Here is a 15,133-nt window from a genome sequence, read left to right as displayed (position 1 = left end):
CATTGAATGGTGAGTTAATTGTAGTACTGCTAATGCTAGGCTTAATTGTCGGAGTTCTAGCAGGATTACTCGGCATCGGTGGCGGATTAGTAGTTGTTCCGGCTTTACACTTCTTGCTTCCTTATATTGGCGTATCGACTGATGTAGGTATGCGCATCGCTTTGGCAACATCTCTGGCTTGTATCATAGTGACCACAAGCTCCTCGGTTTTTAATAATCTTCGTCTAAAAAATATCGACTTTTATGCAGCTAGAACACTGGTACCCGGTGTGGTTGTTGGAGGCATATTTGGGGTCTCATTAGCCACTTGGATTCCAACAGAATATCTACCTAAAGTGTTTGGTATTATCGTACTAGGAATGGCGATTCAGATGTTTCGTTCGGTTAACTCCCAAGCAACGAGACCATTACCATCAGCCTTGAAGACAGCATTTAGTGGTGTTGGCATTGGTACAATTGCAAGTTTAGCTGGAGTTGGAGGCGGTTCTCTTACTGTCCCTTTTCTAAATCGCCATGGCATCGAGATGAGAAAAGCTGTGGGTACTTCTTCTGTGTGCGCGTTTGCCATCGCAGTTTCTGGTATGTTGAGCTTTACCTTACACGGCTATCATGCAACGGGTTTACCTAAATGGAGTTTTGGTTACGTATATTTACCTGCTCTACTGAGCATTACAATTACTTCTGTATTTACCACTAAAATTGGTGTTCGGCTGGCTGTCGGATTACCTACGAAAACTCTAAAAAAAATATTTGCCATCTTTTTGATGATTGTGGCAGGAACTATGTTGCTGTAAATTCATCTCACTATAATTACCGAAATAAACAAGAGTAAAGTTATGTCTAACGGATATATGGTGTTTCCACACATTGATCCAGTGATAGTCTCACTTGGGCCTATCTCAATTCGCTGGTACGGCGTTATGTACTTAATTGGATTCGCGTTTGCAATGTGGCTTGCGAATAAGCGTGCAGATAAAGCAGGCAGCGGCTGGACAAGAGATCAAGTATCCGACCTACTATTTGCTGGTTTTCTTGGTGTCGTGATTGGCGGGCGAATCGGATATGTCCTGTTTTATAACTTTGATTTGTTCCTGCAAAATCCACTCTATCTATTTAAAGTGTGGGATGGTGGGATGTCATTCCATGGCGGATTACTTGGTGTGATCACCGCAATGTTTTGGTATGGACGAAAAAATGGACGCAGCTTTTTCAGCGTCGCAGACTTCATTGCACCTCTAGTACCTTTTGGTCTAGGCATGGGCAGATTAGGGAACTTCATTAATGGTGAGCTTTGGGGCAGAGTAACAGATGTGCCATGGGCGATGATATTCCCTCAAGCAGGCCCGTTGCCTCGTCACCCTTCTCAGCTATACGAATTCTTACTTGAAGGTGTATTACTGCTGATTATCCTCAACGTATTTATTAAGAAGCCTAGACCAATTGGTGCGGTTTCAGCTCTATTCTTATTCTGTTACGGATGCTTTAGGTTCTTTGTTGAGTTTTTCCGTCAGCCAGATCCGCAACTAGGATTTTACGATCACTACTTCACTATGGGACAGATTCTATCTGCTCCAATGATTGTGGTTGGTGCGATTATGTTTGTATGGGCTTACAAGAGAGGTTTGTACAAAGATAAAGTAAAAGACAATAAAAAAGTGGCTGCAAAGTAAGGAGACGAAGCTGTGCGTCAGTATTTAGACTTATGCAAACGTATTGTTGAAAACGGTGAGTGGGTGGAGAACAAGCGTACGGGTAAACGTTGCTTAACGGTGGTTAATGCCGATCTCACCTACGATGTTGCGAATGGCCAGTTTCCACTTGTCACCACTAGAAAAAGCTTTTGGAAAGCCGCCGTGGCAGAGTTGCTGGGTTATATTCGCGGCTATGACAACGCCGCTGATTTCAGAAAATTAGGCACGAAAACTTGGGATGCCAATGCGAACTTGAATGACGCTTGGTTGAACAATTCATATCGTAAAGGCGAAGACGATATGGGTAGAGTTTATGGTGTTCAAGGTCGAGCATGGGCTAAGCCAGATGGTGGCCATATCGACCAGCTGAAGAAAATCGTTGATGACTTGAAGAATGGTGTTGACGATCGTGGCGAAATTCTTAATTTCTACAATCCTGGCGAGTTTCATATGGGGTGCTTACGTCCATGTATGTACAGCCACCATTTTTCTTTGCTGGGCGATACGTTGTACTTAAACAGCACGCAACGCTCTTGTGACGTTCCTCTTGGGCTGAACTTTAATATGGTTCAAGTCTATGTTTTTCTAGCTATTATGGCGCAGATTACAGGACATAAACCCGGTGTTGCTTATCATAAAATAGTGAATGCTCACATCTATGAAGACCAACTAGCACTTATGAGAGATGTTCAGCTGAAGAGAGAGCCGCTACCGTCAGCAAGCTTCAAGATTAACCCAGAGATTAAGTCATTAGAAGATTTAGAAACATGGGTAACGCTCGACGATTTTTCAGTTGAGGGGTATGAGTGTCACGAAGCAATACAGTATCCTTTTTCAGTTTAATGCTATTGGAAGCACTACAATTGGATAGCAAAAAGGCAGCGTCAAGGCTGCCTTTTTAATGCGTGTAAGTTATTGAAAATGTTACGCTGACACAGCCAATATTGAACCAGGAAGAATAACAAATAGTGTCATCAAATATGCAGCTACATAGCCTTTATTGCGAATCGCCAGCTCGGACATGAGTTCAGCGCCCTTAAGGGGAAGGTTTCGCAAGAATGGTACGCCATAAATCAGAATTGTCGAAAGTACGTTAAAAGCCAAGTGAACAAGCGCTACTTGCAGTGCAAATACGGCAAACTCTCCTGAAACCGCGGTAGCAGCAAGCAGTGCGGTGATACAAGTGCCGATGTTAGCGCCCAAAGTAAATGGGTAAATTTCTTTAACCTTTAACACGCCAGATCCTACGAGTGGAACCATCAAGCTGGTTGTAGTTGATGACGACTGAACCAGGATTGTTACTAGAGAGCCAGAAGCAATTCCGTGAATTGGCCCACGACCAATCGCGCTCTTTAGAATATTTCTTGCTTTGCCAACCATTAGGCTCTTCATTAGCTTACCCATCACGGTAATAGAAATGAATACAATCGCAATACCCAAGGCAATAAGAAGAATACCACCAGCAGTATCTCCTAAGCTCGATAGAGTTGCTTTGGTTGAGTTTACAACTGGGCTTGTAATAGGTTTGATGAAATTCAGGCTCTTAATGCTCATATCACCAGTTGTCATAAATAGAGATACAAGCCAGTGAGATATTTTCTCTAGTATGCCAAACATCATTTCTAGTGGCAGGAAGATAAACACGGCAAGAACATTAAAGAAATCATGAATAGTCGCACTTGCAAATGCACGTTTAAACTCTTCTTTACTGCGGATGTGCCCTAAGCTGACTAAGGTGTTAGTAATGGTTGTACCAATATTCGCACCCATAATCATAGGTATGGCTACCTGAACAGGAAGCCCACCCGCTACTAGACCAACAATGATCGATGTGACTGTGCTGGAAGATTGGATAAGGCTTGTCGCGACTAAACCGATCATTAGACCAGCAATAGGATGTGACGCGAACTCAAATAGAACTTTTGCTTGATCGCCTGTTGCCCACTTGAAACCACTGCCGACCATTGAGACAGCAAGCAATAACAGGTACAACATAAAAAATAAGTTTGCCCAACGCAAAAAGTGAGTGGTATTCGTTGTCGATACCGTTGCTGGGCGAGCTGGATTAAGCATGATCATCTCCATTGAGCGATTCGAACTGTCGAATCGTTGTTGCAATTCGATGGCGATATTATTTCGCTTATATGACGGTAATATGACAGTAATATGTATAAACCTCTCAAATCATTACTGTGGTTATGGGTATCGACAGTGGTTCTAATTTATGGTTTTATTTCATTGATAAATAAGATTATTTACATGTCGTAATATTGAGTTCGATACTTAGTGGACAGAAGGTTAAATGTAACAATTTATGAACAAAAGGGTATTGTGTTATGGTTACTGTAATCTTGGTCTCGGTGCTTTGCGCCTGTTAATCAGAAGTTTTCTCTAGAGTTTATATGTCTCATTTAAATTACAACCACCTGTACTATTTTTGGATGGTTTGCAAAAAAGGCTCGGTGACCAAAGCTGCCGAAGCCTTATTCCTTACGCCTCAAACTGTGACAGGTCAGCTTAAAGCTTTAGAGTCCCGTTTAGATGGAAAGTTAACTAAGCGGAATGGTCGCAGTATTGAACCAACAGAACTTGGCCAGCTGATTTATCAATATGCCGACAAAATGTTTGGTCTGAGTTATGAAATGCTCGATATCGTCAATTACAGCCAGAAAGAAAATTTGCTATTTGATGTTGGTGTCGCGGATGCTCTTTCAAAAAGGCTGGTGAGTAAAATTCTTCTAACGACGATTCCATCAGACAATAGTATCCATTTGCGTTGCTTTGAATCGACACACGAAATGCTACTTGAAAAGTTATCTCAGCATAAGCTAGATATGATTTTGTCGGATTGTCCTGTGGACTCAACCCAAAGCCCTGGATTGTTTAGCAAGAAACTAGGCGAGAGCGGAATGGCATTTTTCTGTTCAGCTGATGCGGATAAAGTAAAATTTCCTTCAGATTTAGAAACTCGCAAACTACTAATACCGGGTAGTAGAACTGCCATGGGAAGAAAAGTTCAGCAATGGTTTGATCACCAAGGTATCCATCCAAACATTTTAGGTGAGTTTGACGACTTGGCGTTGATGAAGGCATTTGCCAGTTACCATCGTGACGCGATATTTTTAGCGCCTTCTACTTACTTAAATGAAGTAGGTCAGGATGAGAACATCATGCAGGTTGGGAAAGTGAAAGAGATGAAAGAAGAATATTACGTCATCTTTGCCGAAAGAATGATTCAACATCCTGCTGTAAAGCGAGTTTGCGATGCGGACTTTAGCTCTTTGTTTGAATAGAACTGGTATTTATTTCAGGCAATAAAAAACCGGCTAAAAGCCGGTTTTTTTATCTGTTGCATAAAAGCTTATTAAAGAGCTTTGATTGCAGCAGCGTAGCGAGACTTATGACGAGCTGCCTTATTCTTGTGAATAAGACCTTTAGTTGCCATGCGGTCTATAAGTGGTGTAACTGCAGCGAATGCAGCAGTTGCAGCTTCTTTGTCGCCAGCTTCGATTGCAGCGATAGTTCTTTTCATGTAGGTGCGCATCATTGAACGACGGCTAGCGTTGTGCTGACGACGTTTCTCAGCTTGGATCGCACGCTTCTTAGCAGATTTACTGTTTGCCAAGGGTCTAACTCCCAAAAACTTAGTTCTGTGACAATTTAAGGGCGAGGAATATCCCTCATTTGTGCTTAAATGTCAAATGATTTGTGCAAAAACCCGTCAAAACCAAACTATTTTTGGCATGTTAGGATATTCGCGGTTAAGATGGCGGGGATTCTAACAGTATTTTTATACCAATGCTAATATTTATCCTCGCGTGCTGAACACTTTCGAAGAATTAATATGCTACTGCTAGCTAATCAAGCATGCATTCTATTTATGCCAGATTCTTGCTGATATTTTGACAGTTTTTTAGTTATTGACGTTGATAATACAGCGTTTTCATCATTTATTGAGGTTACCGTGAGTAAACGCCTTCTCAAGTCAGGCATGATTGTTAGCGCCATGACGTTTATTTCTCGTATGTTGGGGCTTGTGCGAGATATTGTAGTTGCCCATTTAATGGGGGCTGGAGCCAGCGCAGACGTATTCTTTTTTGCAAATAAAATCCCTAATTTCTTGCGTCGATTATTTGCTGAAGGTGCCTTTTCACAAGCATTCGTACCTGTTTTTACAGAATATCACGCAAATGGCGATTTGGATAAAACACGAGAGTTTATCGCGCGCGCTTCGGGAACTCTTGGCTTTATTGTTACCATAGTAACTTTTGTTGGTGTCATCGGTTCAGGAGTGGTGACAGCTATATTCGGAGCCGGTTGGTTTATGGATTGGCTTCATGGTGGCCCTGCAGCAGATAAATTTGAGCTTGCCAGCTTTCTTTTGAAAATTACTTTCCCATACCTCTGGTTTATTACCTTTGTTGCCATGTCAGGGGCGATATTAAATACCATGGGGAAATTTGCAGTCTCCTCATTTACCCCTGTTTTCCTTAACATAAGCTTGATTGCTTGCGCACTGTATCTTTCACCTCACCTACAAGAGCCAGAAGTTGGCCTTGCTATCGGCGTATTCTTGGGTGGTTTGGTCCAGTTTCTATTCCAAATTCCCTTCTTAATTAAAGCGAAAGCTTTTGTAAGGCCTCAATGGGGCTGGAATGATCCTGGGGTTACGCGAGTTAGAAAACTGATATTGCCAGCTCTGTTTGGTGTATCGGTTAGCCAGATCAACCTTCTATTAGATACAATTATTGCTAGTTTCTTGGCTACAGGCTCGCTGAGTTGGCTTTATTATTCTGATCGCTTGTTAGAATTTCCTCTGGGATTATTTGGCATCGCGATTGGAACAGTCATTTTACCAGCACTGTCACGCAACCACGTTGATGCTAAAGGTGAAGCGTTTGCTCATACCATGGACTGGGGCGTACGTATGATTACACTATTAGGTATCCCAGCCATGTTAGGTTTAGTCGTGTTGTCTAAACCTATGCTGATGGTTTTGTTTATGCACGGTGAGTTTTCGTTTCACGATGTTACTCAAGCTTCCATGTCTCTCATCGCCTTTGCTTGTGGACTTCTCAACTTCATGATGATTAAAGTGCTTGCTCCCGGCTACTACTCCCGCCAAGACACCAAGACACCAGTAAGATATGGTGTGATAGCCATGGTGAGTAATATGGGCTTCAATGCGATATTTGCTTGGTTTTACGGGTTTGTTGGTCTGGCAATTGCGACGTCTCTATCAGCGTTTGTCAATATGGCATTGCTATATAGAGGTTTGCATAAAAAAGGCGTATACCAAGTAACTAGAAAAACTTTATTGATCATAGGCAAACATGCGATTGCTGGTGCGCTGATGGTTTCGGCAATATTATGGCAACTGGATGATATGTCAGTGTGGCTTCAATGGACAAGTATTCATCGTTCATTGGTGCTGGCTAGTTTGATAGGTTTAGGTGCCGTGGTTTATGTTGTCAGCTTGCTGATTTTGGGTGTTCGGTTAAAAGATCTAAAAGCAGCGACAGAGTGACGCTGATTAGTATATAATCCGTCGATTCGACGGCAAGGCAATCGATAGAAGAATAATTAGTAGATTTCAATGGAACTTATCCGCGGTATTCACAATATAAAGCCGAAACATAAAGGCTGTGTATTAACAATTGGAAACTTTGATGGTGTGCATTTAGGGCATCAGCAAGTATTAACGCAACTTGTCGGTAAGTCCAAGCAGTTGCAGTTACCATCCGTTGTGATGACCTTTGAGCCACAGCCGCTTGAGTTTTTTGCAAAAACGAAAGCACCGGCGCGACTCACTAGGTTAAGAGATAAGCTCGTCCAATTGGACAAACTGAATATTGAACGTTTGCTTTGTATCCACTTTAACCAAAACTTCGCTGATTTGACCGCTGAAGAGTTTATTCGTGACTTGTTGGTGACGAAATTGGGTGTTAAGTTTCTGGTGGTGGGGGATGACTTCTGTTTTGGTCGAGGCCGTAAAGGCGACTTCGCCATGTTACAAGAAGCAGGAAAGCAGTACGGTTTTGAAGTGGTGAATACTGCTAGCTTCTGTCTACAGAAACAGAGAGTCAGCAGTACTGCGATTCGTGAGGCTCTCGCGAATGATAAGCTGTTAGACGCTGCTGATATGCTGGGTCGTCGTTACAGTATTAGTGGCCGTGTATCCCACGGTCAAAAACTAGGGAGAACCATAGGTTTTCCAACGGCAAATATGCCGCTTAAAAGAACAGTATCACCAGTTTCTGGTGTCTATGTTGTGGAAGCGTTATGCCAAGATGGTCAAACTGTTCAAGGTGTTGCCAATATAGGCCGCAGACCGACAGTAAATGGTGAGCGCCAGCAATTGGAAGTTCACCTGTTTGACTTTAATGCCAACTTGTATGGCAAACAACTAGAAGTATTTTTACTTCATAAGCTTCGAGATGAGAAAAAGTTTGATTCTTTCGATGCTTTGAAAAAACAAATTGAATTGGATGCTGAAGCAGCGAGGGTGTGGTTGCTTCAGCTTAATAGCTAGTCAGGTCATTCCACTGACCAGCATAATGTCTAACTTCGCCCAATATGACGGAATTAAGAATCGATGAGTGAGTATAAAGATACCCTGAACCTACCTGAAACAGGGTTTCCTATGCGTGGCAATCTGGCAAACCGTGAGCCAGAAATGCTTAAGCGTTGGTATAAAGAAGATCTTTACGGTGAAATCCGTAAAGCCAAAAAAGGCAAAAAATCTTTCATATTACATGATGGCCCTCCATACGCGAATGGCGACATTCATATTGGCCACGCACTAAACAAGATTCTTAAAGACATTATTATTAAATCCAAAACACTTTCAGGCTTTGATGCACCTTACATTCCAGGTTGGGATTGCCACGGGCTACCAATCGAATTAATGGTGGAAAAAAAGGTTGGCAAGCCAGGACATAAAGTCACGCCTGCAGAGTTCCGTGAAAAATGCCGCGACTATGCAGCGGGTCAAGTTGAAGGCCAAAAAGAAAGCTTCAAGCGTTTAGGTATTCTAGGTGAGTGGGATAAACCATATCGCACAATGGACTTTGCAACTGAAGCAAACATTATCCGCGCACTTGGTAAAATTGCTGATAACGGTCACTTGCTAAAAGGCTTCAAGCCTGTTCACTGGTGTACTGACTGTGGTTCAGCACTGGCTGAAGCAGAAGTAGAATACAAAGATAAAGTATCTCCTTCAATTGATGTTATCTTCAAAGCTGTTGATGAAGCCGCTGTGCTTTCGAAATTCAACCTAGCTGAAGGTCATGAAGGTCAAGGTGACGTGTCCATGGTTATCTGGACCACAACTCCTTGGACGCTTCCTGCTAACCGTGCACTTTGTGTTCGTGACGATCTTGAGTACGTGCTAATTCAAGTTGAAGGCGATAATCCTCAACGTTTGATTGTTGCATCTGAACTAGAAAAAGACGTTATCGACCGAGCTGGTATCGAGCATTACCACAATCTAGGTTTTGCAAAAGGTAGCGATCTAGAGTTGGCTCAATTCCAACACCCGTTCTATGACTTCTCAGTACCAGTGGTTCTTGGTGATCATGTTACGACTGAATCAGGTACAGGTGTTGTTCATACTGCTCCTGGCCATGGTCAAGATGACTTTGTTGTTGGACAAAAGTATGACCTTGAAGTTGCCAACCCTGTTGGTTCTAACGGTGTTTATCTTCCTGATACAGAACTATTCGCAGGTCAGCACGTATTCAAAGCGAACGAATCAGTACTAGAAGTATTGAAAGAGAAAGGTGCGCTTCTTCATCACCACGCTTATGAGCACAGCTACCCACACTGCTGGCGCCATAAAACACCAATCATCTTCCGTGCAACACCACAGTGGTTCGTATCTATGGATCAAGCCGGCTTGCGTTCTAAAGCACTAGAAGCAATCAAGGGTGTTCAGTGGATGCCGGAGTGGGGTGAAAGCCGTATTGAAGGAATGATTGAAGGTCGCCCTGAATGGTGTATCTCTCGTCAACGTACTTGGGGCGTGCCAATCGCATTGTTTGTTCATAAAGAAACAGCAGAGCTACACCCAAAAACTTCTGAACTGATTGAGAAAGTTGCTCAGTTGGTTGAGCAAAAAGGTATTCAGGCATGGTGGGATGTGGACTCAGAAGAGTTGCTAGGCGCTGATGCTGAAAACTATGAAAAAGTGCTCGATACGTTAGATGTATGGTTCGACTCTGGTGTTACTCACTACTCAGTAGTTGATAGCCGTGAAGAATATAACGGCAACAAGACTAACCTTTATTTAGAAGGCTCTGATCAACACCGTGGTTGGTTCCAATCTTCACTAATCTCATCTATCGCGATGAAAGATGAAGCGCCATACAAACAGGTTCTAACACATGGTTTCGTTGTTGATGGCCAAGGCCGTAAGATGTCTAAGTCTATCGGTAACGTGGTATCTCCAAAAGACGTGACTAACAAGTTAGGTGCGGACATTCTTCGTCTATGGGTTGCATCAACCGATTACACAGGTGAGGTTGCAGTTTCTGATGAGATTTTGAAGCGCTCTGCTGATGCTTACCGTCGTATTCGCAATACCTCTCGCTTCTTCTTAGCGAACTTAAGTGGTTTCAACCCGGAAACAGATATCGTCCCTGTTGAAGAGATGGTTGCTCTTGACCGCTGGGCTGTTGGGCGTGCATTGGCTGCTCAAGAAGACATCATTAAATACTACGATGAGTACAACACTCACGGGGTTGTTCAGCGCTTGATGCAATTCTGCTCCATTGAGATGGGTTCGTTCTATCTAGATGTCATCAAAGACCGTCAATATACAGCGAAGCTGGGTGGTCATGCGCAGCGTAGCTGTCAAACTGCACTTTACTACATTGTTGAGGCATTAGTTCGTTGGATGGCACCAATTATGTCATTCACAGCAGATGAAATCTGGAACCAAATGCCAGGCGAGCGTGACAAGTTTGTATTCTGTGGCGAGTGGTTCGACGGCCTGTTTGGTCTATCGGAAGGTGAAGAGCTGAACGATGAGTTCTGGTCTGATATTCAAGCTGTACGTGGCGCTGTAAACAAACTTCTTGAGTCTGCTCGTAGCGACAAAGTTATCGGTGGCTCACTGCAGGCTGAAGTAACTTTGTATGCGGATGATGCACTTGCAGCGAAACTTAACAAGCTAGAAGATGAGCTACGATTTGTGCTATTGACTTCAAAAGCAGAGGTGAAAGGCATCAACGACAAACCTTCTTCAGCACACGAAACTGAACTGGAAGGCCTGTTTGTTGAAGTGAAAGCAACGGAAGCAGAGAAGTGTGACCGCTGTTGGCATCATACTGCTGATGTTGGCACTATTGCTGGTCACGAGAAAATCTGTGGTCGATGCATTTCTAATGTGGAAGGTGAAGGCGAAGCTCGTAAGTTCGCTTAATCCATAGGCATTTATTACTAACGAAGTAAAGGTCATAATGTCTGAACAAGCACTGACATTGAAACAATCTGGAGTACGCTGGCTTGGGCTAGCGTTACTCGTATTCATTGCAGACATCGCTATTAAGTTAGTGGTTATGCATACTATGGGTTACGGTTGGGACAATCGAATTGAAGTTCTGCCGTTTTTCAATCTGCTGTATGTACACAACTATGGTGCTGCATTTAGCTTCTTGAGCAGTCAAGGTGGCTGGCAGCGTTGGTTGTTTACCGCGATAGCTATTGCAGTTGTAGTTATGCTGATAGCTTGGATGCGTAAGCTGCCCGCTACAGATAAGTGGAGCAATATCGCCTACGCGTTCATTATTGGTGGAGCCGTTGGCAATGTTTTTGACCGACTTGTTCATGGCTTTGTTGTCGACTACCTAGACTTTCATTGGCATCAATATCATTGGCCTGCTTTTAACTTGGCTGATTCAGCAATATGTATTGGTGCAGTCATGATTGTGCTCGATGGATTTAGAAAGAAAAAAGACAGCTAACTCTGCATTGAAAATCTGAATAGAAATAGGAAGCGTAGTCTCTTGTGAGAGCTACGCTTTTTGTTTACTCTGCGTCTAAAATAAAACGAATGGAAACATAACGTGAAAGTAATTCAGCAAGACTCAAAAGTCACCCTACACTTTACCATCAAGATGAAAGATGGCTCTGTCGCCGATAGCACTCACAATATGGGTAAGCCTGCCCAACTCACTATTGGTGATGGTAGCTTAAGTGATAACTTCGAAAAGCATTTACTTGGTATGCAGTCAGGACAAGAACAATCAATAGAGCTGTCTGCTCAAGATGCTTTCGGAATGCCAAATCCAGATAATATTCATCATATGGAACGTAGCAAATTCGTTGGTGATGCTGAAGTAGAGGTTGGCACAATCATGGCTTTTTCTGGGCCAGACGGTGCGGAGATCCCTGGGATTATTACTGAAATAGCTGGGGACTCTGTGACGGTAGATTTTAACCATCCACTCACAGGACATGACGTAACGTTTGAAGTGGAAATACTATCAGTCGAATAAGGTCGTTGGCCTGTTGGGGCTAACTTTTGCACTCTATCACAGTTTCTGTAGAATACCTTTCCAATTGAAGAAGATTTGAAATGAGCGACACAATGAAAATCCTACTTGCTAACCCACGAGGTTTTTGTGCTGGCGTTGATCGCGCGATCAGTATCGTGGAGCGAGCGCTTGAGATATATCAACCACCAATCTATGTCCGTCATGAAGTCGTTCATAATCGCTTTGTTGTTGAAGGGCTGAAGCAACGCGGCGCAATTTTTGTTGAAGAGCTTAACGAAGTACCAGATGACAGTATTGTGATCTTTTCTGCGCACGGCGTTTCTCAAGCAGTTCGCCAAGAAGCCAAAGAAAGACAGCTTACAGTGTTTGATGCGACTTGCCCTTTGGTAACTAAAGTCCATATGGAAGTGGCTAGAGCAAGCCGCAAAGATATGGAAGTTGTGCTTATTGGTCACGCTGGTCACCCGGAAGTAGAAGGGACAATGGGTCAATATTCTAGTATGGAAGGCGGCATGTACCTTGTCGAAACGCCAGCTGATGTCGACCGATTAAAAACGCTAATCAAAGATCCTTCTCACTTACATTATGTGAGCCAAACTACTTTGTCCGTTGATGAGACCGCTGATGTTATCGACGAGCTAAGACGCGTATTCCCTGATATTCAAGGACCGCGTAAAGACGACATCTGTTATGCAACGCAAAACCGTCAAGACGCTGTGCGACAGCTCGCACAAGAGGTTGATGTATTGATTGTTGTAGGCTCTAAAAACTCATCTAACTCTACACGTTTAAAAGAGTTAGCTGAGAAGTTAGGTACTCCGGGGTATCTCACTGACTGCCCAGAAGAAATCAAGCCAGAATGGATACAGGACAAACTCAAAGTTGGTGTTACCGCAGGTGCATCGGCTCCAGAAGAGTTGGTCAACCAAATCCTAGATAGAATAAAATCTCTAGGTGCAGAGTCAGTAGAAGAGGTATTAGGCAGAGAAGAGAACATGTTCTTTGAAGTGCCGAAAGAGCTTCAAATCACTCAGGTGTAAACTGAGCATATTGCAAAAGAAAAGGGCTCATTGAGCCCTTTTTATGTTTTAGTAAGGAATTATTCCTTGTCTTGGTCAAAGTCGCCATGAAAATGGCCATGATCAGAGTGACTATGTGCTGCCTTGAGCTTATCTCCAATACGCAGTTTTTGAGTAGGAGTTTCAATCAGTGAAGTACGTAGAGCACTGACTGCGGTCTCTTCTACAGGGAAGATAGGTTGACTAAATGCATAGTAAGTCGTTACGTATGCTAAGGCTTGTGTATTTACATATAGTGCATCTTGGTTAACGTTATTCAAGTCATCACAGGATTGATGGTAGCAACGGTCATAAGCCACTCCCACGTCACCGCCAAACTGTTCAGCTTCCTCAACGGTTTTCACTTTTTCGGCGCCAGTAAAAAGCCCACCAAATGCAACACCCCAGTCAGCGAAGCCTGCGTAATCAGAGCGTTTAGATAACGCTTGTGGAACAGTGCTATTAGAAGTAAAGCCGAAAAACTCATTAAAAATGGATTCGATATCAGATGTGCCATAAGGTGGTGTAAAATCACCAGTATAAGCGTTGTCAGGGCTATCTTTAGTATCTGATAGATCGCCGTCCATAACACCAAATATGTAGTTTGGTGAGCCAATCATATCGAAGTTTAAGTAAAGCTTAACCTTGTTCAACTCGTTATACCTGTCCTCGACTAGATCAACTTGAGCTTCAGTCAAATCTTCAGCATTTTCGACCCCATACTGTTTCATGACTTCTGTTTGCGCTTTGTCGTAAGTAGCGGAAAACAAATCATCCGTATAGTGAGTCGAGCCAACGAGCCCTGACTCTTCAGCCGCCCACCAAGCGAAGCGAACTTTGTTTTTTACCGGAGCATTAAGATCGGCAAGTGTTGCTGCGTATTCTAGTAGTCCCGCGCTTCCTGAACCATTGTCATTGATCCCCGGACCAGATGGAACTGAGTCTAAGTGTGCCCCTAACATAACGACTTGGTTCGGGTCGCCTTTTCTCGTTTCCGCAATGATGTTCTGTATTACGACCACTTTATCATCAACGGAAACAGTGAGCGTGGCGGGTACACTTGAGGTTAGACTGCTTTCATACCACTGTTTTCCCAAATCATATCGAGTACCAAAAGCAGGTATTGTTGCAGTACTTTCATTGCTTAACGTACCGCTGATAACGCCAGTTCGCCCTTCACTGTTACCTTGATTGAAGATAATAACGGCCTTAGCTCCCGCTTGCTCAGCATTGACAACCTTGTCGCTAAAAGAGCAGCCACCACGTTGAATGGCGACGATTTTGCTCGTCAATGCTTTGCCTTCAAAGTCGGATGCTTCACACCCATCGGTGTCATCATAATCTTCAGCATCAAAACGAAAGTCTGGTGTCACAAAAGCTATGTCACCTTCGATCGTGCCATTAGAATCGCCGGAATAAGACATAACGGAAAAATCAGGCTCAGTACCATCCTCGACGTCATGAGAGCTAGTCATTTTAACTCCGTTTACTGTGAGAGAGGTGCCGGCAAGCTCTTCCCAAGCTCTAAAGTCAAACTCTTGAGTAGTGACTATGTAGCCATTCTCTTGCATTGCTTGAACGATGTAATCTTTTGATTGGGTGTACCCAGATGTTCCAGCTGCGCGAGTTATGGAGGAGCCATCTGTGGTTGTAGAAGCTCTCGCTTCTAGATCGACCAAGTGATTGACGACGTCGTTTTTAGATATATTGCTACTCACATATTGCGCTGCAGTTCTAGGATCGTCCCAATAACATCCTGATAGTAATGTTGAACTGAATAGCGTTGTTAGCAGTACCTTATTATTATGTAGGAAGGTTTGCACTTTTATACTCCTTTTAAAATATAAGCCAGGAGCATTCTTCTGCATTTTAATATTAAGTTGAA

General features: G+C 43.2%; 13 protein-coding genes. 10 read left to right on the top strand and 3 right to left on the bottom strand.

Going from position 1 to position 15,133, the window contains the following annotated elements; all coding sequences use genetic code 11:
• Positions 1-2 precede the first annotated feature (2 nt).
• Genes L7A31_RS16620 through L7A31_RS16610 form a run of 3 tightly spaced genes read left to right on the top strand, consistent with a single transcriptional unit; the run spans position 3 to position 2,534 of the window.
• Complete coding sequence (locus L7A31_RS16620; RefSeq protein ID WP_237362867.1) at positions 3-794, top strand: sulfite exporter TauE/SafE family protein; 792 nt, start codon at positions 3-5, stop codon at positions 792-794.
• A 42-nt stretch (positions 795-836) separates the two neighbouring features.
• Positions 837-1,670, top strand: a complete 834-nt coding sequence (gene lgt / locus L7A31_RS16615; RefSeq protein ID WP_237362866.1) for a prolipoprotein diacylglyceryl transferase — start codon at positions 837-839, stop codon at positions 1,668-1,670.
• 12 nt (positions 1,671-1,682) lie between these two features.
• A complete protein-coding gene (locus tag L7A31_RS16610; protein ID WP_237362865.1) occupies positions 1,683-2,534 on the top strand; it encodes a thymidylate synthase in 852 nt (283 codons plus the stop codon).
• An 81-nt stretch (positions 2,535-2,615) separates the two neighbouring features.
• Here L7A31_RS16610 and L7A31_RS16605 read toward each other — a convergent pair whose 3' ends face one another.
• Positions 2,616-3,764, bottom strand: coding sequence for a Na/Pi symporter (locus L7A31_RS16605; RefSeq protein WP_237362864.1), 1,149 nt, complete (start codon positions 3,762-3,764; stop codon positions 2,616-2,618).
• Between the two features lie 329 nt (positions 3,765-4,093).
• Between L7A31_RS16605 and nhaR the strand changes: the two genes are divergently transcribed.
• Positions 4,094-4,984, top strand: coding sequence for a transcriptional activator NhaR (gene nhaR / locus L7A31_RS16600; RefSeq protein ID WP_237362863.1), 891 nt, complete (start codon positions 4,094-4,096; stop codon positions 4,982-4,984).
• Between the two features lie 71 nt (positions 4,985-5,055).
• Here the strand turns inward: nhaR and rpsT are convergent, their stop codons facing one another.
• Positions 5,056-5,316 carry a 30S ribosomal protein S20 gene (rpsT, locus tag L7A31_RS16595; protein WP_237362862.1) on the bottom strand — a complete coding sequence of 87 codons (261 nt, stop codon included), beginning with the start codon at positions 5,314-5,316 and terminating at the stop codon, positions 5,056-5,058.
• A gap of 339 nt (positions 5,317-5,655) precedes the next feature.
• Between rpsT and murJ the strand changes: the two genes are divergently transcribed.
• The 6 genes from murJ to ispH all read left to right on the top strand — a co-directional run bounded on the left by murJ (position 5,656) and on the right by ispH (position 13,230).
• Positions 5,656-7,218, top strand: a complete 1,563-nt coding sequence (gene murJ / locus L7A31_RS16590) for a murein biosynthesis integral membrane protein MurJ (RefSeq protein ID WP_237362861.1) — start codon at positions 5,656-5,658, stop codon at positions 7,216-7,218.
• A 69-nt stretch (positions 7,219-7,287) separates the two neighbouring features.
• Positions 7,288-8,223 (top strand): bifunctional riboflavin kinase/FAD synthetase, encoded by a 936-nt coding sequence (gene ribF, locus L7A31_RS16585; protein ID WP_237362860.1) that lies wholly within the window; start codon positions 7,288-7,290, stop codon positions 8,221-8,223.
• A gap of 63 nt (positions 8,224-8,286) precedes the next feature.
• Positions 8,287-11,115 carry an isoleucine--tRNA ligase gene (gene ileS / locus L7A31_RS16580; protein WP_237362859.1) on the top strand — a complete coding sequence of 943 codons (2,829 nt, stop codon included), beginning with the start codon at positions 8,287-8,289 and terminating at the stop codon, positions 11,113-11,115.
• Between the two features lie 37 nt (positions 11,116-11,152).
• A complete protein-coding gene (lspA, locus tag L7A31_RS16575; protein ID WP_237362858.1) occupies positions 11,153-11,656 on the top strand; it encodes a signal peptidase II in 504 nt (167 codons plus the stop codon).
• A gap of 102 nt (positions 11,657-11,758) precedes the next feature.
• Entirely contained in the window at positions 11,759-12,190 is a 432-nt protein-coding gene (gene fkpB / locus L7A31_RS16570; RefSeq protein WP_237362857.1) for an FKBP-type peptidyl-prolyl cis-trans isomerase, read from the top strand.
• 80 nt (positions 12,191-12,270) lie between these two features.
• Entirely contained in the window at positions 12,271-13,230 is a 960-nt protein-coding gene (gene ispH, locus L7A31_RS16565) for a 4-hydroxy-3-methylbut-2-enyl diphosphate reductase (protein ID WP_237362856.1), read from the top strand.
• A gap of 59 nt (positions 13,231-13,289) precedes the next feature.
• On the opposite strand, the gene L7A31_RS16560 is transcribed toward ispH, so the two are convergent.
• Positions 13,290-15,071, bottom strand: a complete 1,782-nt coding sequence (locus tag L7A31_RS16560; RefSeq protein WP_237362855.1) for a M28 family metallopeptidase — start codon at positions 15,069-15,071, stop codon at positions 13,290-13,292.
• Positions 15,072-15,133 lie beyond the last annotated feature (62 nt).

This window comes from Vibrio marisflavi CECT 7928, from assembly GCF_921294215.1.
Lineage (GTDB): Bacteria > Pseudomonadota > Gammaproteobacteria > Enterobacterales > Vibrionaceae > Vibrio > Vibrio marisflavi.
The sequence above is the reverse complement of the archived record's forward strand: the minus strand, read 5'-3'. Positions and strand labels throughout refer to the sequence as shown.